Raw genomic sequence first — 19,258 nt, forward strand, 5'->3', positions numbered from 1 at the left:
GGCAAGCGGGGTCAAGGGGTTTCTTGCTCTGAACTTCCACACTTCCACACTTTCGCACTGGAATTACTTATAAAGTTCATTGCCACTTCGATCCCGGCTGCAAGATAAACCACGATTAATGCGCGGCATCCCAGTTATCACCTGTTCCTATCGAAACAACCAGGGGTACCGATAAATGTACGGTTTGCTCCATCAGATTGTGAATAATGCGTGTGCAGGCTTCCAATTCTTCTTTCTTAACTTCAAAGACCAATTCATCGTGAACCTGCATGATCATTCGCGCAGGAGGGTTGGTTTGCGAATTTTGCCAGGCAGCAATGGCTAACATGGTTTTTTTAATGATGTCCGCTGCTGTACCTTGCATAGGGGCATTAATAGCAGTCCTTTCAGCAGCCTTTTGGCGCATGATATTACGGGCATTAATTTCCGGTAAATACAATCTTCTGCCAAACAACGTTTCAACATAACCCTGCTCATGAGCCTGCTTACGCGTTCGTTCCATGTATTCAAGCACTTTAGGGTAACGATGGAAATAGGTATCAATATAATGCTGCGCATCATGCCGATCTACACCAATCTGTTTTGCCAGGCCAAAGGCTGACATGCCATAAATTAAACCGAAATTGACTGCTTTAGCCCTGCGCCGTTGTTCATGGGTGACGTCATCAAGCGGTGTTTGAAAGATTTCACTGGCAGTGGCCGCGTGAATATCCCAGCCATTGGCAAAGGCTTTTAATAAATTCTCATCCTGCGATAAATGAGCCATGATACGTAATTCGATTTGCGAATAGTCTGCTGCCAGTAGGACGTATCCCGGAGGAGCAATGAATGCTGTACGGATAAGCCTTCCTTCCTCATTGCGTATAGGAATATTCTGTAAATTGGGCTCACTGGACGACAGACGCCCTGTAGCCGCTACCGCCTGATTATAAGAAGTATGAACCCGTTGTGTCCTTGAGTTAATCTTCTTGGGTAAGGCATCAATATAAGTCGAAACCAGTTTGCTCAATCCCCGGTATTCCAGAATAACCGCGGCTAACCTGTAATCAAAAGCAAGCTCCTGCAAAACCGATTCCGCTGTAGACGGTTGTCCTGTTGGCGTCTTGGCAATGACAGGAAGTTTTTGTTCATCAAACAGAATTTCCTGTAATTGTTTTGGTGAGTTGAGATTAAAGGGTCTGCCTGCCAGTTGCAGCGCTTCTTCTTCAAGAGCCACAATACGCTCTTTCAAACGCGCTCCATGCAGTTCTAAAGTATTTTGATCGATAAGTACACCCTGTCGTTCCATATCCGCCAGAACAGTAATCAAGGGCATTTCAATGTCGTGAAAAACCTGGCGTAAGGATTCATCCATCATCGGAGACAGCTTATGATGCAACTGTAAGGTAACGTCAGCATCTTCAGCTGCATAAACGCCTGCTTTCTCTACAGGAACCTGATCAAAACGAAGTTGTTTGGCTCCTTTGCCTGCAACGTCCTCAAAACTGATGGTTTTATGGCCCAGATATTTCAAGGCCAGGCTGTCCATATCATGTCGGCCTGCCCCACTATTAAGAACATAAGATTCCAGCATAGTGTCATAGGCTATACCTTTTAAGCTGATGCCATGATTCTTGAATACTCCGTAATCGTATTTAATATTTTGGCCTATTTTACCGATGTCTGGATTCTCTAAAACTGGTTTTAATGCGGTCAGCACCTCTTCACGATTCAACTGGGGACTGCCATCAGTATGAGTCAGAGGTATATAAACAGCATGGCCTTCTTCGATGGCCAGCGAAATTCCTACAATTTCAGCATTCATCACATCAAGATCAGTGGTTTCTGTGTCAACACAAAACTGCCTGCACTGTTCCAGGCGGTTAAGCCAATGGTTCAATTGTGGTAATGTGGTGACCATTTCATAGGGCGATGCTGCAGTTGCTGACTGTTCGACTCCAGTGGCTTTATTTTCTTCCTGCCCCAATAATTCCTTCAGCCAGTTTTTAAACTCCAGGTCACGGACTAATGTGAGCAGTCGCTCGTTATCGGAAGCCCTGGGTTTTAGTTCGTTAATATTTAGAGGCAAATCGACATCGGTTTTAATGGTAACCAATTTTTTTGATAAAGGGAGTTGGGGGATGCTGGCACGCAGATATTCCCCGATTTTTCCGGTGATATTATGGGCATTTTGAATTAAGTTATCGAGCGACTGATATTCGGACAACCATTTGACCGCAGTTTTGGGACCACATTTGGTTACCCCTGGTACATTATCTACACTGTCTCCAATCAAGGTCAGATAGTCGATAATCTGTTCTGGGGCTATCCCGAATTTTTCTTTAACGCCATTAATGTCCATGCTGTAATTACTCATGGTATTAACCAGCGAAATATGCTCATTAACCAATTGTGCCATATCCTTATCACCTGTGGATATGACGACTGGAATTCCTTGCTCGGTTGCCTGTCTGGCTAAAGTACCAATGACATCATCGGCTTCCACGCCTTCTATAATCAGCAAAGGCAAACCCATAGCCTGCAGCAGTTCCATTAATGGTTGAAATTGCGAACTCAATTCCTGAGGCATTGGCGGCCTGTTGGCCTTATATTCCGGGTACCATTCATCTCTGAAAGTTTTCCCTTTGGCATCAAAAACTACGGCAATTTCTTCGGGCTGATAATCCTTAATTAATTTTTTGATCATGTTTGCCACGCCATACACTGCGCCGGTGGCTTGGCCTTTGGAGTTAGTCAAAGGGGGCAGGGCATGAAAAGCACGAAAAAAATAAGAAGAGCCATCAATTAAAATCAGCGGTGCCTGCATAATTATTCTACCTCTTGACTGGTGATGCGCTTGTTCAGTAACGCAACCTGCTCGGTCAAGGTCTTAATATTTTTACGCATCAGAGGAATACGATTGACTGATAACTCATGTTTTATGGCCAGATCTTTCGGTCGTGCAGGATTACCCAGATAGACAGTGCCTTCTTTCAAATGTTTGTTAGGTGGTACGCCTGTACGGGCACCCAAGATCACGCCATCATCAATACGGACGTGGTCGCTTACCCCAACATTGGCGGCGAATATCACGTGATTGCCAGTGACGGTACTGCCGGCAATACCAGTGAATCCACAGAGAATATTATGCTTGCCTAATTTGACTGAATGCGCCACTTGGACCAGATTGTCAATTTTTGTACCCTCACCAATAAGGGTTGCGCCAAGCGTTGCGCGATCTACCGCTGTATTGGCGCCAATTTCCACATCATTTTCGATAACGACATGTCCCAGATGGGGGAATTTAAGATGTTGCCCATCGACAAACTTGTAGCCAAAGCCATCAGAGCCAATAACCGTTGATGCATGAATAGTTACTCTGGAACCAATCTGGCAATTGTCATAAACGGTGACATGAGAGTGAATGGTACTGTGTTCACCTACAGTCACATCATGGCCAATATGGATATGGCTTTTAAGGATGCTGTGATTACCAATGGTACTCCCTGATTCAATGACTACATAAGGCCCTATAAAAACCTCTTCTCCGAGGATTACTCCTTCACCAATGACGGCGGTTGGATGTATGCCGCTGTCCCTTTTTTTCGGGGGATTAAAATGATTAAGTAACTTGATAAAGGCTTTAAAAGGATGGGCTACCTGAATGAGTGGTTTTGTCGATTGGGTGATTGAGCCATTAACTAAAATTGCGGCTGCATCAGATGCTTCTGCAGCTTTAATGTTTTCATCACCTTCGGCTAAAACCAAAGATCCAAAGACAATATCATCAATAGGCGCTAATGACGAAATGGTTATTGAATCGTCGCCTATTATTACCCCTTGAACCAGGTTTGCTATATCCCGAAGTGAACTATTCATTCATGAACCTTTTTAATGCCGCAAAATAGGCTGATTATATACTCGTTACAGTACCTTTGAAATATAATGCTGAAAAACAGGTCAAGTCTTTTCCAGAAAAATACAATCATTCTTTTCTGCTCTGAAAGAGTACTGGCATTTTGCAGGAATTTGAGTATAAAATCGGGTAATCAGCTTTTAATTTATTGGTTTTATTGCCTTATTTTGAACTCAAAAGGACGGGATATGTTTAAAAAAATAATACTCGCAGGAGTTGGCGCCAGTTTTTCCCTCAGTGTTGCAGCAGGTCAATCTATTTATGATATTGACCTGCCTCTGGCCTGGGGCTCAATCATTACTTTAAGTGGTGGACCTTCCTGGGGAACAGCAGGTCAAAATCAATACTTATATCCTTCACCACTCCCGATGTATAATTTTTATACTTATAATTCACCAACAAGCACTATGGCCAATGCGGAAATCTTTTTTGGCTTGCAACGCCCCATTCTTCCTTATATGCTGGGTGAGTTGGGTCTTGGTGTGGCGGGTGTCAGTGATGCAAAAGTAACCGGTACGGTGAATGTAAACGGGTTCCCGGATCTTTATGGTTACGAATATAAAGTAAACCATGTCCGTATAGAATTAAAAGGTAAACTGATTGGTAATACCTGTCAGCCAGTACAGCCTTATGTCAGTGGCAGCCTTGGCGTCGGGTTTAATAATTCACACGATTACCGCAATGGCTATATCGATCCTAATCTGTATTTGCCACCATGGTTTGAATCAAATACTACCGTTGCTTTCGCCTATAGTTTAGGGGCAGGTGTTCAAACAATGGTTAGCAAGCATTGGCAGGTTGGCGTCGGGTATGAATTTGCTGATTTGGGTAAAAGCTTTTTAGGTGACGATAACGCTACACTGGTAACGGGTCCGCGTTTAACCCATATGTATAATCATCAATTACTGTTCAGTTTAAGCTTCTTGTATACTTAGCTGTTCACGTCGTCCTGAGCGCGTCTTTTGGCGCGAAGGACGACGTAGATCATCATCCTCTGTACTTACGCAATATCAACGCCGCATTCGCCCCACCAAAAGCAAAATGGTTGGATAGGGCAATTTCAATGGGCTTAGCCCGTGCCTCATTAGCTACGTAATCAAGGTCGCATTCAGGATCAGGCGTTTGCAAATTGATAGTAGGTAATAACATATCTTTTTGTAAACTCAAGGTAGTGGCAATTATTTCCATAGCGCCTGCCGCCCCAATAGTATGCCCCGTCATTGCCTTTTGCGCGGTTACCGGAATTTCATAAGCTCTCTCACCAAAAACGGCTTTGATGGTTTGAGTTTCAGTACTGTCATTCAATTGGGTTCCTGTTCCATGCGCATTAATGTAATGGATATCATTTGGCGACAGGCGTGCGTCATTTAATGCCGCATGAATCGCACGGGTTTGTCCCTGTGAATTGGGGGCGGTTACATGAAAGGCATCACAGCTGGCACCAAAGCCAATAATCTCGGCAAGAATTGTTGCGCCTCGTGCTTTAGCCTGTTGTAATTCTTCCAGAATCAGGATTCCGGCTCCATCAGCCATTACCATCCCGTCACGGTTCAAATCAAATGGGCGGCTGGCTTGTGATGGATTTTCATTGTTGGTAGACATCACGCGTAATTTGCACCATCCCGCCATAACAGATTCCCATACCAATGACTCAGTGCCTCCGCAGACGGCTGTGGTGAGGTTGCCTTGGGCAATTTGCTGATAGGCTGTACCAATAGCCTCTCCGGAAGAAACACAGGCGTTAGAAATGGTCGAATTAGGGCCTCCTAAACCAAAGGCAATTGCTACATGGTTGGCAACCGAGTTAGGCATTGCCCTGATGATGCTCAGTGGCGGGATTTTTTTCCAGGTTTCGGTGAAAAAGATTTTGTAGCCCAGTTCCATTTCAGGGTGACCACCAAGGCTGGTACCAATATAGGTTCCTGCCGTTGCGAGTTCTTCTGCCCCGAGTCCTGAGCGCTCTATGGCATGATGAGCGCAATATAAGGCAAACTGAGCCGCTTTTGGGTAGCGTTTGCTCTTATTAAATTCGGGAAGATGATCCAGTGACAAATCAGTCACTTCCCCCGCAATTTGAGTTGTATAAGGTGATGGATCATAAGCCTGGATACGTTTGATACCACAAAGTCCCTGCTGTGCAGCATCCCAAAACTTTTCTATACCAGTGCCTATGGAAGATGTTATTTCCATGCCCGTTATAACAACCCTTTTTTTCATTCATAGTCCTTTTTATCAAATAAAAAAGCCATATTCGGCGCGTTTTGAGATAACCTCCTTTAAAAACACCCAATTGCGTTTTTTAGAATTATGGTGAATGGTTATCTAAGCCTTCCATAAATAGACATCAGCAATACTAAAGGTGAGGTTTAAATCCTGTCAAGAATTATATGGACAGGCTTACGAAAAACTCATTTCGTCAGAGTTTTTTGTAAGTCTTTATGAATTAATGCACGATTATTGAGGCAGTTGATGCAGCTTGATTTCCCAATAATCACAGGCATTTTGAGTGACAAAGCCAAGTCGGGTATAGAGATCAAGAGCCCTTAAATTATGGGTTTCAACATCCAGGTTAAGATGCGGTTTGCCTTCGCTTAGAGCCAGATTGATGCAGTGAGCAATTAATGCTGTGCCCAGGCCTTTACCCTGTTGTGCGGGCAATATCGCGATATCAGACAGTGTGGCGCCATTCTCTTGCCAGCGCAGGTGCGCTTTTCCTACGGGTTGGTTATTTTGCAGAGCAATAACGATCTGATATTCCCTGCCATTCAATATATGTTCAAATCGTGCCACAGAATCCACATGATGCATGGGAAAACAGTGCTTATCTATGCTGCATAAAACGGGAATGTCGTCCATAGTTCCCTTACGGAAGGTCAGGGATTGGTTGTAATCCAGTAAAGGATTGAGATCATCCCTTTCCATATAATATTCACTATGCAGATAAGACAGTCCCTTTTGAGTAAGCCACTGGTTATTCAGGTGAGAGGGGCTGGAAAAGATAAGATTTTCATAATTCTGGCTTTGAATCAGCGGTACAATTTCCTGAATCAGTTGTCTGGCAATTCCTTTTCTACGCATAGAAGGGGTAACCAGGGTTGCGATCTCTACTGCATCTTCATAAAAAAAATAAGCGCTTAAAAAACCTACCAGTTCTTTTTCCTTATAAAAAAGCAGGCTTGCAGGCAGGCTTCTGGCCTGATTCAGAATATGAGTGTACACATTGGGTGTACTGCCATCTACTTTTTTGCACTGGGCTACTAAATGTTCCAGTTCTTGCAGTTGCGATGCATTAAGCTGATTCGTATGGTTAATCATAATGGGGCTTTTTTAGTTAATACTTATTACTGCTAAGATTAGCGTGTTTTGCACCGTTTTTCCTATTTTTTAGAAAAAAGTTTTAATTGCTTGCTGCATTAAAGATAGAATAGTTGTTTGCCTTAACCAGTAGTAGCGAAGGAACTTATGTCAACAGCAATTTTTTGGTTTAGACAAGATCTCAGGTGTTATGATAATCCTGCATTAACCCTTGCCTGTAAAAATCATCAGAAGATTATTCCTTTATACATCAAGGAAATAAAACCGGCGTTGGCCATGGGTGGAGCACAACTCTGGTGGCTGCATCATTCTTTGCTTTCGTTAAAAAGCAATTTGCAGCAAGTCAATCTGGATTTGTATTTGCGGCAAAGCGATCCCATGACCTTGTTTAAAGAGCTAATTAGCCAATATCAGGTAGAGGCAGTGTATTGGAATCGTTGCTATGAGCCTATGCACAGCGCAAGAGATCAGGCCATCAAGACTGAATTAAAAGCAATGGGCATTCAGGTCATCAGCTGTAACGGCAGTTTGTTGCACGAGCCCTGGGAAGTGATGAACCAAAGTGGAAACTATTTTAAAGTATTTACTCCGTATTGGAAGCAATGCTTACGTCAGATGCAACCCAGACCTTTAATGAATGTTGCCAAATGGCCTTTAAGCCAATCTATCCCTTCTGACCCGTTGGATGAATGGAATTTGCTGCCTAAAAAGCCTGATTGGGCTGTGGGCTTTGCTTCTTATTGGCAACCCGGTGAGCAGGGGGCTTTAGCTAATCTGGATTTATTTATTGACGAGTATTTGTCTGGCTATAAAGAGCACCGTAATGAACCAGGAACGTCTGGCACCTCAAGGCTATCCCCTCATCTGCATTTTGGTGAAATCAGTCCACAGCAAGTCTGGGCGGCGATACAGCAGGTTATGCGAGAGCCGGGTTGTGATTTGCTTTCTGCCGAAACTTATTTGGCTGAATTGGGCTGGAGGGAATTTTCGTACCAATTGCTTTATCATTTCCCTCAATTGATGGAGGCTAATTTCAAGCCGCAATTTGATGCCTTTCCCTGGCAAAATGATGAAGAAGGATTAAGGCTCTGGCAACGGGGTTTAACAGGATATCCCATTGTCGATGCCGGCATGCGTGAACTCTGGCACACGGGTTACATGCACAATAGGGTGAGAATGATCGTGGCCTCTTTTTTAACCAAACATTTAATGATTGATTGGCGCAGAGGGGCGGCCTGGTTTTGGGATACTTTGCTGGATGCTGATTTGGCTAATAATTCCGCCAGTTGGCAATGGGTGGCGGGCTCAGGCGCGGATGCGGCACCTTATTACCGTATTTTCAATCCCACCGTTCAAGGCGAGAAATTTGATCCGCAAGGGGAGTATATCAAGCGTTGGGTTCCTGAGCTGGCCTCCGCAACAAAACAATGGATACACCAACCCTGGAATGCCCCCAAGGGCACATTTGCTGATTATCCAGCTCCAATAGTAGACCATGCCACAGCACGGCAAGTAGCTTTAGAAAGCTACCAGCGCTTAAAGTAAATCATACGCTGAAACCTAAATCCTGGCAGGGTGCGTAGCCCGGTCTGCTTGCAGCCGGGATCAATGCGGCAAGGGGTTTCCGAAAGACTGTGCCAGAGCAGCAGAGAGTTACGAAATCTGAATCCTACCAGTATAACTGTTCCGCTTCCTAACGGTCGCGGCTCGGTTTCCGTGCTTTTGTAGATGCTTCATCGTGCACCGGAAACCGAGCCGCGACCGTTAGGAAGCGGAATTTTTGTTGCGGCACAGAGCCTGATTTAGCATTGGTCTAGGGCATAAACCAAGATGTGATCAAGAGACAGCTGCAAGCACACCGGGCTGTTTCAACTAATCAAAAAGAAAACAACAAAAACCAAACTCAAAACTACCACTAAAGGATTAATGTTTTGGCGTGTAAGTAATTTCAACAAAGTATAAAGAATAATCCCGCCCCCTATGCCATTGGCAATAGATGAAGTAAAAGGAATCATCATAATAGTAACCATACAAGGCGCTGTTTCACTGATGTCTGAAACCTTCATATCCGTTAAATGTTTCATCATGCAGCAGGCAACATAAAGCAAAGCAGGGCCTACCGCAAAACTGGGAATCATTTTTGCCAGGGGGAAGAAAAAGAGCATCAGGATAAAGCCTGCAGCGATTACCAACGCAGTTAAACCGGTTCGTCCCCCTGCTTCTATCCCTGTTGCTGATTCTATGTAAGGTGATGTGCTTGCTGATCCAAGTAGTCCAGCCAGAGAAGAGGCTGCAGCATCAGCAGTCAAGCTGTAACCAAGACGTTTAGGAAAATTTTCCTGGTTTTTGAACACAGTTGGGTTCAGCAAACCAATCAAAGTGCCAGTGGCGTCAAATATGGCTATCAGAAAAAAAGTAAAGGTGGCTTTTAAAGCATCGGGGCTGGTCATTCCTGAAAAATCAAGTTTCAGGAATGTTGCTTCCATCGAAGGCGGCAGGGCAACCAGGCCTTGCCATGATGATAGGCCAAGTATCAGACTCAAAGCGCTGATGCTCAATATGCCAAGAATAATGGCTCCTGGTATGCTGTAGTAATCAAGCAGTAAAATAAGTAAAAACCCTAAAAAGAACAAACCGGTTTCAGTGCGTTTGATATCGCCCAGTTTCATCAGGCTGTGTGAATCATCAATGATGATTTGATTGGTCTGTAAAGCGATTAAGGCAATAAGTAAGCTGATGCCGATTAAAATCGCAATTTGCAGATTATAGGGGATGGCTTCTATTAGCAACCGCCTTAAACTGGTCAGGGTTACCAGGAAAAAGAGTAATCCCGAGATAAACACCATAGCCAAGGCATGTTGCCAATCAATCCCCATGGCTTGTACTACGCTGTAAGAAAAATAAATATTGAGCGCCATTCCCGGTGCAACACCAATGGGTGTATTGGCCAGAATGCCCGTCAGGGCACAGGCAAAAGCTGTTACCAGACAAGTCGCAGTAAATACAGCCCCCTGATCCATACCCGCATCATGCAAGATAGCAGGGTTAACAAAGGCTATGTAAACCATGGTTAAAAAAGTAGTGATTCCAGCCAGAATCTCTGTTTTCAGAGTTGTGCCCTTAAGAAAATAGGATTTTAGAGTGTTCATGGGATAGAGCCTGGATAGGAAAATCTAATGCTACACAAAGAGAGGGGCTATTTGCAACCAAGATTGTATACTGAATAGGTTTTAAAGCAACTGACTCTTCTACGCTCGCTACGGCAGTGGCTACGACACCGGCTATTCCCCGATCCACGTCGTCCTGAGCGCGTCTTTTGGCGCGAAGGATCTCCAAACATTGTCACCACGCCACTTCCAGGAGATCCTTCGCGCCAAAAGACGCGCTCAGGACGACGTAGATCGGGTTAAAGCCTTATAGCTACAGCCTCAAAATTTAAAAATGGAAATTGGATATAAAGAGAATAATTTCTATAGCAATCAAAACAATAATAATGATTTCCAGATTATGGCCGTGGCGATTTTCCAGATAACCGTTAAACATCTCAAAAATTTCATTGAGCGTGTCCAGACGGTGGTTAATTGCATTTACCCGTCTTTGGATGTGTAAATAACGCTCCAACATGGAAAAATGCTGTTCCAGCGTAGGATGTTGCCAAAAATATTTGGGATGATAAAGGAAGTTACTGATTAAATTCAATTCGCTCTTGGCACCCAGAATTTCTCCGATAACCTGTTGAATCTGTTTGCGGCGGATCGGCATTTCACCTTTGTGCGATAAGGTTTGAATCATAGGGTTATACTTTTCAATCAAGGCATCAATGATGGTTTCAAAATATTGCAATTTAACCGATTGTGAAAACCCGTAAGAAAGGCTTAGTTTAAGCTCATCACTGTCATCTTCCATAGTGAGGCAATCTACATCATAGAAATCATGCGGTTCTATGGCTGTTTTATCGCTGATTTGATAATGAAACTCATCATGGACTAAAAGCGTCACCGGCTTATCGATCAGGAGCTTTATGGTGTTGAGGTAATCATTAATCTGGTACCGTTTGACGCCCCAGGAAACCACGGTTCCATTCTTAAAAATGAATACCGTATGCTCTTTGTTATTTCGTGGGTTGAGCTTTATCACATCGCGTGTTTTCACCGAAGTGTAAACAGTTGCAGAGTTTTTAAAATGATTGTCCAAACGTGACAAGTCTATTGATTTTGCGACACAAAAACTTAAGCATTCCATGATGATGATAACCAGCAATTTGAAAAAGGCGTTTGTTGTGGCAAACGCCATCTATTAGACTAAAGTATACAATAAATCCAATAATTTTACACGCTTTCAGCGGTTTCACGGCCTGGATACGCTTTTTTCCGGTCTGTAGCTCCACCCAACCATTGGGGGCATACTTCCAGAATTTCCGCTATTTTATCCAGAGTGTCACTGTTGGGAAGTATATGTCCGAAAATCATGGAATTTGCCAGGTGGCGGGTTACTCCAAAAACTTTAGATACGGCCTTGGTTTTTTCAGTTAATTCTTCTGGAAATCCCAGTGATGCTAATTCGCGATTAAAGCGTTGTGAAAACACTTTACTGTTCATTTTCTCACTCCATGAAAAAATAGCTAACCCAGCATCTCTTTTCAGTGACGCTGACCAACAACTTTACCCGTCAATCCTTGAACCAGGTAAGACTGTTATAACTTATTTTTTTTCAATAGCAAAGAGTTTTTTTATAAAATTAATTATTTTTCATCAGGTTAGGTGAATTATAGAGCAAATATCCATATTCAGCATGCCGCTCAGGGACAGAGAATACAGGTTGTCAGGATGGAATTTTAATAGTAATTTTAGCGTCTGCCGGATAATCTTTATAAAACGATGGAATCGATAACATGAATGTATTAAGAATTGATTTTGAAAAATCGGATGCGGTTTCTTTATTCGCCTCTTCTTTGCACCAAACTGGTTTTGCTGTTCTGGAAAATCACCCTATAGACATTCAATTAATTGATGACATTTATAAAGAATGGATGACTTTTTTTCACAGTGAAGACAAATTTAATTATCAATTTATTGTGGAAACTCAGGATGGTTATTTCCCCGCTTCAATTTCTGAAAAGGCAAAAGGGGCCGAACAGCGTGATTTGAAAGAATTTTATCAGTATTATCCATGGGGGCAATATCCCAAAAACCTGGGTGACAATACCAAAAAGCTATACCAGCAATTGAATCAGTTAGCTGCGACTTTACTATCCTGGCTGGAAGATGAATTACCCGCCGCAATTGCCAGCAAATTATCCATGCCTTTGTCAGCCATGATTGAGCACAGCAATCAAACCATGCTGCGCATCTTACATTATCCGCCTTTATCTGGAAACGAACCCGCTGGCGCTGTCCGGGCTGCTGCACATGAAGACATTAATCTCATCACGTTACTTGTGGGTGCAACCAGCTCTGGATTACAGGTAAAAGATAATCATGGCAATTGGCATGAGGTTCCCTGTGCTAAAGAAAGCATAGTAATTAATATTGGCGATATGCTGGCCTTGGCTACTGATAATTATTACCGCTCAACTACTCATAGGGTTATTAATCCCGATGCAAATCAGGAGGCCAGATTATCCATGCCTTTATTTCTGCATCCGGATACTAAAGTCCGCTTGTCTCCTGAAAAAACGGCAGGTGAGTATTTGCACGAGCGTTTGGTAGAGTTAGGGGTAAAATAGGGTTTATTTGTTGATAATGCTGATGACGTTATTGGCGTGCTCTATTCCCTGGAGGTAGGAACGGGTAAAGTCTTCTTGATTAATAGGGGCATTTTCTAATTTATTGAAATTGGCTTGCTCGTAATCAATGGTAAATTTCAGTATTTTACCCAATTCGCCATTATGGTTGAGCAGCGCTTCGTTAAGTGCTTCACTTAATTGTATTTTAGCTAACAAAGACTCCATCGGCTCATTGAGAATACCATCCAGGGTGGATAAAATGCCCACTGTATAGGCTTGGTGTGGGTTAGATTTACCATCAGCCCTGGATAAATACTCACACATTTTAGCGCGTATCAGGGTACGTTCCAGCAGATCAGGAACGACATCATCCATGCTGGCCAGTAATAAAAGGCTTAACCAGTTGCGGATTTGTATTAATCCCAATTGGGTTATTGCATCCATAAGTGAATCAATTTTTCTGCCCATATAACGTGACGCTGAGTTGGCCAGGCGCAAAATGCGGTAGCTTAATTTGGGGATTTGTAAAATGATTTCTTCTACTCGCTCTATTGGAACTTGCTCATCATTCAATTCGGCTAATAAACGCAAAAGATTGGTCTTGTTTTCGGTGATCGCTTGTCCTTTTAAAGGATCTGGTTTATTAAGAAAAAAGCCCTAGAAGAAATGAAAGCCCAGATCGACGCAATGGCCAAACTGGTTTTTGTCTTCAATTTTTTCGGCAAGTAATTTGCCTCTGAAATGACTCAGAGGATCTAATTGTCTGGCAATTTGGTCCTTGTTGAGATTCAGTACATCTATTTTAATGATGTCCGCTATTTCTATCAGTGGTTTGAGTTCATCGCGATAAATAAAATCATCAAGGGCAATTTTATAACCTAGTTTGTTGAGCGCTATTAAATTTTTAATGAGGTTTTGATCGATTTTCACTGTTTCCAATACTTCTATGACAATCCGTTCTTTAGGCAGTAAATTGGGTATTTGCTGTACCAGGTGATTATGAGTGAAATTGATAAAAGCCCGTTTGTTACCCAATATTGTTTCCATATCAAGATTGGTAAACAGCTGTGTAATGACTGATGAAGTCGCTGCGTCACCTGAAAAGGGATTCATATTATCTACATTGGCAGTAGGCGTATCACCATTACGATATAACAGTTCATAGGCGTACACCGACCTTTCCTTGTTGTAGATCCCCTGTCTTGCTAATAATGTTTTTATTAGTGGCTGATTCAATTTACACGCTTATTATTATATCTGTTTGTTTATATTATATATCACTTTTGCGGGTTTTTGGTGATAGTGCGTTTTTATTGATATTTTGTCTGGATTTTTTCATAAAACGTGAAATGAGCAGTCTTTACAACATTGGCGGATAAGTGCCAACTTAAGAAATGAAGGGTTTCAAATTCTTGTTCTTGTTCCTCCGAACTCCGTCGTCCTGAGCGCGTCTTTTGGCGCGAAGGATCTCCCGAAAGGCGGCATGGTGCCAGAAAGGGGAGATCCTTCGCGCCAAAAGACGCGCTCAGGACGACGAGGCCTGGGAGCGATGCTATTATTGCATTGAATCCTGCTTGGCAAAATAATTTAAATCCAGCTCTCTGGCTGCCTTAACATCATCCAACCGCTTAACAGGCAAGGTATGCGGAGCATCTTTCAGGATATCAGGATCTTTAGCTGCCTCTTCCCTGATTGCTTTCATAGCCTGAATAAAGCCATCCAGAGCTTCCTTGCTTTCTGTTTCCGTAGGTTCAATCAATAAACACTCTGGAACCAGCAAGGGGAAGTAGGTTGTTGGGGCATGATAACCATAATCCAGCAGCCTTTTCGCCAAATCCATTGCCGTAATGCCGTAATTTTTCTTTTCTGGGCTCAAGGTCAAAATGAACTCGTGAGACGCTCTTCTGGCAGGGTAAGCAGGGGTAAATCCTGCTTTGGTCAATTCCTTAAGCAAATAGTTGGCATTCAGTGTGGCGTATTCAGACACTCTTAATAGCCCTTCTTTACCAAGCACCACCATGTAGAAATAAGCACGCAGTAAAATGCTCGCATTTCCCATAAAGCAAGACAAACGGCCAATGCTTTGCGGGTAATCCTGACGGGTTGCCCATTCATAACCTGCCTCCGTTTTTTTAACTACAGGAAGAGGCATGAAGGGTACAAGGCGTTTACTTACCGCTACCGGACCAGCACCAGGGCCGCCTCCACCATGAGGAGTAGCAAAGGTTTTGTGTAAATTAAGGTGCATGACATCAAAGCCCATGTCCCCAGGACGTACTTTACCCAAAATAGCATTCAGGTTGGCTCCATCGTAATACAACAGACCGCCAGCCTGATGCACCAGGGATGCTATTTCCTTAATCTGACGCATGAACAAGCCCAGCGTTGACGGGTTAGTCAGCATGATTCCAGCAGTTCTCGGGCCTACTTTACTTTTTAGCTCTTCAAGGTCAATGTCACCATCAGCTGCAGTAGCTATTTCTACTACCTTGAAACCGCACATGACCGCAGACGCTGGATTAGTACCATGAGCTGCATCAGGAATAAGCATTTCATCACGGGCAGTATCACCTCGTGACTGATGATAGGCTTTTATCATCGCCACACCGGCAAACTCTCCCTGAGAGCCAGCCATTGGCGTAAGAGAAACACCTGCCATACCAGTAATTTCAGCAATGTTATTTTGCAGATGGTACATGGATTCTAAAAAGCCCTGGCTTTCCTGTTGCAACGCCAGGGGATGCCGGTTGGCAAAGCCTGGTAAAGAAGCTGCCTTATGAACACCACGCGGGTTGTACTTCATGGTACAAGAGCCAAGAGGATAAAAATTGGTGTCTATAGAGAAATTCTTGTGGGACAGGCGGGTAAAATGCCTGACCACTTGTAATTCAGAACAAGCAGGCATTCTCGGCGCTGCCTTGCGTTGAAACTCTTCAGGAATGGCATAACTGCTGGTTGCAATTTTAGGTGCCTGGGCTGTTGCCTGGCGATTCTCTTTGGATAATTCAAAAATTAACATAATTTGCCTTCCGTTTTTTGAATAAGTTCTTTAAGTTCTTCCCTATGCTTTACCGGCGTGAATTCAATAAATTGATAGTCCGCTATTTCAGCCAGAACATAAGGGTCTTGTTGGAACACAGATTCCAGATAAGCCTTATCGTTAGTCGCCGCGATAATAATTCCACCAGTCCTTGGTTTCATCGGTCCTGAGGCAACCAGCAAACCCTGTTTGTAATAGTAATCGAGAAACTCCCTATGGGCTTGCAGGTACTTATCCACTTCGCTGATAGGGGCTATATAAGTTAATTGCACTATAAACATCAGGCACCTCTTTTGGTCATAATGGCTTTCAGTGTTTTGGCATAGTGGGCTATATCATCTGCCGTACGCATTTCGGTTGCGCATACCAAAAGAGTGTTCGCCAATTGCGGATAATGGGCAGCTGGAGCATAACCACCAGCAATGCCTGCATCTGCTAATTGTTTTAATACTGCTTCAACAGGTTGATTCAACTTAAGTAAGGCTTCATGGAAATAGGGTGCGTTGAATACGGCCTCTACTCCTTCAATCTGAGTTAATGCCTTAACCAGCTCATGAGTGTTTTGGTGGCATTGACTTGCTACTTGACGTAAGCCTTCAGCGCCTAAAAGGCTCATATGAATGGTCGCTGCAGTAACCAGTAATCCCTGATTGGTACAAATATTGGACGTAGCTTTAGCACGGCGGATATGTTGTTCACGCGCCTGAAGCGTCAGACTAAAACCGGTCTTGCCGTCTTTATCAACAGTACAACCGATTAATCGTCCTGGCATTTGTCGTACGTGTGCCATACGAGTACTTAAAAACCCGAAATAAGGGCCTCCGGATGCCATAGGAGAACCTAAAGGCTGGCCTTCGCCACAGGCAATATCAACACCATGATCACCCCATAACCCTGGTGGCTTTAACAAAGCCAGTGACACCGGATTCACACAGGCCACACTGATGGTTTTATTCTGATGTGCCCAGTTGGTCAGTTTATCCACCTGTTCCAGACAACCAAAAAAGTTAGGTTGGGCAATAACCAGCGCAGTAATGTCTTCACCGGAATATTGTTCAAGGGTTGCAAGGGCAGTTATTCCCTGTTGTTCATCAAAGGGCAGGGTAACGACTTCAATATGCTGGTTACGGACTACGGTTTCTATCGTTTCACGATAAAAAGGATGTACTGTGCCAGCAATCAATACGCGATTGGTTTTGCTGTGTTTGTTTACCCTGACCGCCATTAATACTGCTTCGGCCAGTGCCGTTGCTCCATCGTACATGGAGGCATTGGATACTTCCATGCCTGTCAATTCGCAGATCATGGTTTGATATTCATAGAGTAATTGCAACGTTCCCTGGCTGGCTTCTGCCTGGTAAGGAGTGTAAGCAGTTAAAAACTCACCTCGTGATGCAATATCCCACACCGCCGCCGGGATGTGATGTTCATAGCATCCGGCACCAATAAAACAGATACCATTATGGTTTTTATTTGCTAATTGCTGTGCTTCTTTGAGCATGTCCATTTCGTTAACGCCCGCGGGAATATTCTGAAATCCGGCGTATTGCAAGGAGGCGGGAATTTCATCAAATAAAGCCTGAGTGTCGTTGACGTCTATGGCGGCCAGCATCCGCTTGGTGTCTTCTGGAGTATGTGGGATATAAGGCATGATTATTTTTCCTCAGCTATCTCATTTTGATATTGATCAGCGTTTAACAGGTCATTCATTTCGCTGAGATTGGTTGGCTTGAGCTTCACCAGCCAGCCAGCAGAATAAGGTTCGGTATTAACCAAAGCCGGGTTTTCAGAAACTGCTTCGTTCACGGCAGTAACCACGCCACTGATTGGCGCATAAAAATCAGAAGCTGCCTTTACCGATTCAACAACGCCCAACTCCTGTCCGGCATTAACTTCATCACCTACTTCAGGCAATTCAACAAACACCATATCACCAAGCAGTTGCTGTGCGTGATCAGTGATTCCAATGGTGACTTCATCAGAACCTGATTGTAACCATTCGTGAGTTGCGGTGAATTTTAAATCATTCATTGTCTTATCCTTATTTTTATATTTTGATCCGGCATTGGAACGGGATCAGGTTAAATCGCTTTACCTTGTTTTATAAATCGAGGTTTTCCTACTTGAGCAGGGATTAATTTTCCTCGTATATCAACCATCACTCTGTCGCCAGTTTCTACGGGAACACGTGCTAAAGCAATGGATTGTTCCAATGTTGGCGAATAACTGCCACTGGTAATGATTCCATCAGGACAGCCTTCTATGATGACCTTCTGGCCATGGCGCATAATTCCTTTATCTAATAAAGTTAAGCCCACCATTTTGCGCTCCACACCGTGCTGCTTTTGGGAAAACAAGGCACCCATGCCAATAAATCCTCTATCTTCAGGAGTCCATTTAACGGTCCAGCCCAGTCCTGATTCCAGTGGCGTGGTGGTTTCATCCATGTCCTGTCCATAGAGCAGCATTCCCGCTTCTAACCGAAGAGTATCACGTGCTGCCAGTCCGCAGGGTTTAACGCCCGCATTGATTAGGTCGCTCCATAGCTGGCCAATGATTTCTTTGGGTACGATAATTTCAAAACCGTCTTCACCAGTATATCCGGTGCGGGCAAAAAACCAGTTGTCTACGTCAACACATTCAAAATTGGTCAATGTGGATACGGCATCAATCTGAGCGGGGTTTAATATGCTGAGGGTTTTGGTAATTGCATCAGGTCCCTGGACGGCAAGCATAGCCAGCTCCCCCCTTTCCTGGAGTCCTACAGCAAAGCCTTCGCTTTTCTGGCGAATCCAGTTGATGTCATTTTGACGCGTTGCCGAGTTAAGGACAACGCGATAATTGTCCGAGGCACGCTGGTAAACAATCAGGTCGTCAATAATGCCGCCATGTTCGTTACACATGCAGCTGTAAAGCGCTTTACCGTTATGGCTTAACTGGTCAACATCATTGGTTAACAATTTACGTAAAAACTGGCGGCCACCCGCTCCGAGTATGTCGACAATAGTCATGTGGGACACATCGAACATGCCTGCATCATGACGCACGATGTGATGTTCATTCAGCTGAGAGCCGTAATGCAAGGGCATATCCCAACCATGGAAATCTACCATTTTAGCGCCACAAGCTATGTGTGCCGCGTGAAGTGGAGTCTTAGCAATCATTGCACTTCCTTTTTTTATCACCTTGATGCAAATGATTATACATATACGGTGGGTACTTTGAAATGCACTTTTTATGCTTATTGCCCTTTTCGATTGATGCAACGCCCGACCAGATAGTC

The 19,258-nt window shown here is 43.7% G+C and carries 17 protein-coding genes; 3 read left to right on the forward strand and 14 right to left on the reverse strand.

Features of this window, described 5'->3' with window-relative positions:
• Positions 1–115 precede the first annotated feature (115 nt).
• Complete coding sequence (gene polA / locus B094_RS0111170; protein ID WP_018577896.1) at positions 116–2,806, reverse strand: DNA polymerase I; 2,691 nt, start codon at positions 2,804–2,806, stop codon at positions 116–118.
• A 2-nt stretch (positions 2,807–2,808) separates the two neighbouring features.
• A complete protein-coding gene (gene lpxD, locus B094_RS0111175) occupies positions 2,809–3,858 on the reverse strand; it encodes a UDP-3-O-(3-hydroxymyristoyl)glucosamine N-acyltransferase (protein ID WP_018577897.1) in 1,050 nt (349 codons plus the stop codon).
• 225 nt (positions 3,859–4,083) lie between these two features.
• Here lpxD and B094_RS0111180 point away from each other — a divergent pair, with 225 nt between their 5' ends.
• A complete protein-coding gene (locus B094_RS0111180) occupies positions 4,084–4,830 on the forward strand; it encodes an outer membrane protein (protein ID WP_018577898.1) in 747 nt (248 codons plus the stop codon).
• Positions 4,831–4,882: 52 nt separating this feature from the next.
• Here the strand turns inward: B094_RS0111180 and B094_RS0111185 are convergent, their stop codons facing one another.
• Both B094_RS0111185 and B094_RS0111190 read right to left on the reverse strand, forming a co-directional pair.
• Positions 4,883–6,112, reverse strand: a complete 1,230-nt coding sequence (locus B094_RS0111185) for a beta-ketoacyl-[acyl-carrier-protein] synthase family protein (protein ID WP_018577899.1) — start codon at positions 6,110–6,112, stop codon at positions 4,883–4,885.
• 237 nt (positions 6,113–6,349) lie between these two features.
• Positions 6,350–7,210 (reverse strand): GNAT family N-acetyltransferase, encoded by an 861-nt coding sequence (locus tag B094_RS0111190; protein ID WP_018577900.1) that lies wholly within the window; start codon positions 7,208–7,210, stop codon positions 6,350–6,352.
• A 147-nt stretch (positions 7,211–7,357) separates the two neighbouring features.
• Here B094_RS0111190 and B094_RS0111195 point away from each other — a divergent pair, with 147 nt between their 5' ends.
• Positions 7,358–8,755: a cryptochrome/photolyase family protein gene (locus B094_RS0111195; RefSeq protein ID WP_018577901.1), complete on the forward strand. Its 1,398-nt coding sequence runs from the start codon at positions 7,358–7,360 to the stop codon at positions 8,753–8,755.
• Positions 8,756–9,078: 323 nt separating this feature from the next.
• Here B094_RS0111195 and B094_RS0111200 read toward each other — a convergent pair whose 3' ends face one another.
• From B094_RS0111200 to B094_RS0111210, 3 genes are all read right to left on the reverse strand, one after another.
• The gene (locus B094_RS0111200; protein WP_018577902.1) at positions 9,079–10,359 is read right to left on the reverse strand and encodes an NCS2 family permease; all 1,281 of its coding nucleotides are present in this window, start codon (positions 10,357–10,359) and stop codon (positions 9,079–9,081) included.
• Positions 10,360–10,645: 286 nt separating this feature from the next.
• Entirely contained in the window at positions 10,646–11,452 is an 807-nt protein-coding gene (locus B094_RS0111205; RefSeq protein ID WP_026253995.1) for an RMD1 family protein, read from the reverse strand.
• 86 nt (positions 11,453–11,538) lie between these two features.
• Positions 11,539–11,808: a hypothetical protein gene (locus B094_RS0111210; protein WP_018577904.1), complete on the reverse strand. Its 270-nt coding sequence runs from the start codon at positions 11,806–11,808 to the stop codon at positions 11,539–11,541.
• 293 nt (positions 11,809–12,101) lie between these two features.
• On the opposite strand from B094_RS0111210, the gene B094_RS0111215 reads away from it, so the two are divergent.
• Positions 12,102–12,935 carry an isopenicillin N synthase family dioxygenase gene (locus tag B094_RS0111215; RefSeq protein ID WP_018577905.1) on the forward strand — a complete coding sequence of 278 codons (834 nt, stop codon included), beginning with the start codon at positions 12,102–12,104 and terminating at the stop codon, positions 12,933–12,935.
• A 3-nt stretch (positions 12,936–12,938) separates the two neighbouring features.
• On the opposite strand, the gene B094_RS17595 is transcribed toward B094_RS0111215, so the two are convergent.
• From B094_RS17595 to gcvT, 7 genes are all read right to left on the reverse strand, one after another.
• Positions 12,939–13,526: an EAL and HDOD domain-containing protein gene (locus B094_RS17595; RefSeq protein ID WP_018577906.1), complete on the reverse strand. Its 588-nt coding sequence runs from the start codon at positions 13,524–13,526 to the stop codon at positions 12,939–12,941.
• A 66-nt stretch (positions 13,527–13,592) separates the two neighbouring features.
• Positions 13,593–14,108, reverse strand: coding sequence for an EAL and HDOD domain-containing protein (locus tag B094_RS17600; protein ID WP_018577907.1), 516 nt, complete (start codon positions 14,106–14,108; stop codon positions 13,593–13,595).
• A 382-nt stretch (positions 14,109–14,490) separates the two neighbouring features.
• Positions 14,491–15,954 (reverse strand): aminomethyl-transferring glycine dehydrogenase subunit GcvPB, encoded by a 1,464-nt coding sequence (gene gcvPB / locus B094_RS0111225; RefSeq protein ID WP_018577908.1) that lies wholly within the window; start codon positions 15,952–15,954, stop codon positions 14,491–14,493.
• A complete protein-coding gene (locus B094_RS0111230) occupies positions 15,948–16,256 on the reverse strand; it encodes a YciI family protein (RefSeq protein ID WP_018577909.1) in 309 nt (102 codons plus the stop codon). Before B094_RS0111230 ends, gcvPB begins: the two co-directional genes overlap by 7 nt.
• Positions 16,256–17,626: an aminomethyl-transferring glycine dehydrogenase subunit GcvPA gene (gcvPA, locus tag B094_RS0111235; protein ID WP_018577910.1), complete on the reverse strand. Its 1,371-nt coding sequence runs from the start codon at positions 17,624–17,626 to the stop codon at positions 16,256–16,258. Before gcvPA ends, B094_RS0111230 begins: the two co-directional genes overlap by 1 nt.
• Before the next feature lie 2 nt (positions 17,627–17,628).
• A complete protein-coding gene (gcvH, locus tag B094_RS0111240) occupies positions 17,629–18,006 on the reverse strand; it encodes a glycine cleavage system protein GcvH (RefSeq protein WP_018577911.1) in 378 nt (125 codons plus the stop codon).
• Positions 18,007–18,056: 50 nt separating this feature from the next.
• Entirely contained in the window at positions 18,057–19,139 is a 1,083-nt protein-coding gene (gcvT, locus tag B094_RS0111245; protein WP_018577912.1) for a glycine cleavage system aminomethyltransferase GcvT, read from the reverse strand.
• Positions 19,140–19,258 lie beyond the last annotated feature (119 nt).

It is taken from the genome of Legionella shakespearei DSM 23087, assembly GCF_000373765.1.
GTDB lineage: Bacteria > Pseudomonadota > Gammaproteobacteria > Legionellales > Legionellaceae > Legionella > Legionella shakespearei.

Excerpts from the sequence above, each read along its gene's own strand:
- B094_RS0111230 (WP_018577909.1), bottom strand. The coding sequence starts at position 16,256 with ATGTTTATAGTGCAATTAACTTATATAGCCCCTATCAGCGAAGTGGAT.
- B094_RS0111190 (WP_018577900.1), bottom strand. The coding sequence starts at position 7,210 with ATGATTAACCATACGAATCAGCTTAATGCATCGCAACTGCAAGAACTG.
- lpxD (WP_018577897.1), bottom strand. The coding sequence starts at position 3,858 with ATGAATAGTTCACTTCGGGATATAGCAAACCTGGTTCAAGGGGTAATA.
- gcvPA (WP_018577910.1), bottom strand. The coding sequence starts at position 17,626 with ATGCCTTATATCCCACATACTCCAGAAGACACCAAGCGGATGCTGGCC.
- B094_RS0111185 (WP_018577899.1), bottom strand. The coding sequence starts at position 6,112 with ATGAAAAAAAGGGTTGTTATAACGGGCATGGAAATAACATCTTCCATA.
- B094_RS0111215 (WP_018577905.1), top strand. The coding sequence starts at position 12,102 with ATGAATGTATTAAGAATTGATTTTGAAAAATCGGATGCGGTTTCTTTA.
- B094_RS0111180 (WP_018577898.1), top strand. The coding sequence starts at position 4,084 with ATGTTTAAAAAAATAATACTCGCAGGAGTTGGCGCCAGTTTTTCCCTC.
- gcvH (WP_018577911.1), bottom strand. The coding sequence starts at position 18,006 with ATGAATGATTTAAAATTCACCGCAACTCACGAATGGTTACAATCAGGT.
- B094_RS0111205 (WP_026253995.1), bottom strand. The coding sequence starts at position 11,452 with ATGGAATGCTTAAGTTTTTGTGTCGCAAAATCAATAGACTTGTCACGT.
- gcvT (WP_018577912.1), bottom strand. The coding sequence starts at position 19,139 with ATGATTGCTAAGACTCCACTTCACGCGGCACACATAGCTTGTGGCGCT.
- B094_RS0111195 (WP_018577901.1), top strand. The coding sequence starts at position 7,358 with ATGTCAACAGCAATTTTTTGGTTTAGACAAGATCTCAGGTGTTATGAT.
- B094_RS0111200 (WP_018577902.1), bottom strand. The coding sequence starts at position 10,359 with ATGAACACTCTAAAATCCTATTTTCTTAAGGGCACAACTCTGAAAACA.
- B094_RS0111210 (WP_018577904.1), bottom strand. The coding sequence starts at position 11,808 with ATGAACAGTAAAGTGTTTTCACAACGCTTTAATCGCGAATTAGCATCA.
- polA (WP_018577896.1), bottom strand. The coding sequence starts at position 2,806 with ATGCAGGCACCGCTGATTTTAATTGATGGCTCTTCTTATTTTTTTCGT.
- gcvPB (WP_018577908.1), bottom strand. The coding sequence starts at position 15,954 with ATGTTAATTTTTGAATTATCCAAAGAGAATCGCCAGGCAACAGCCCAG.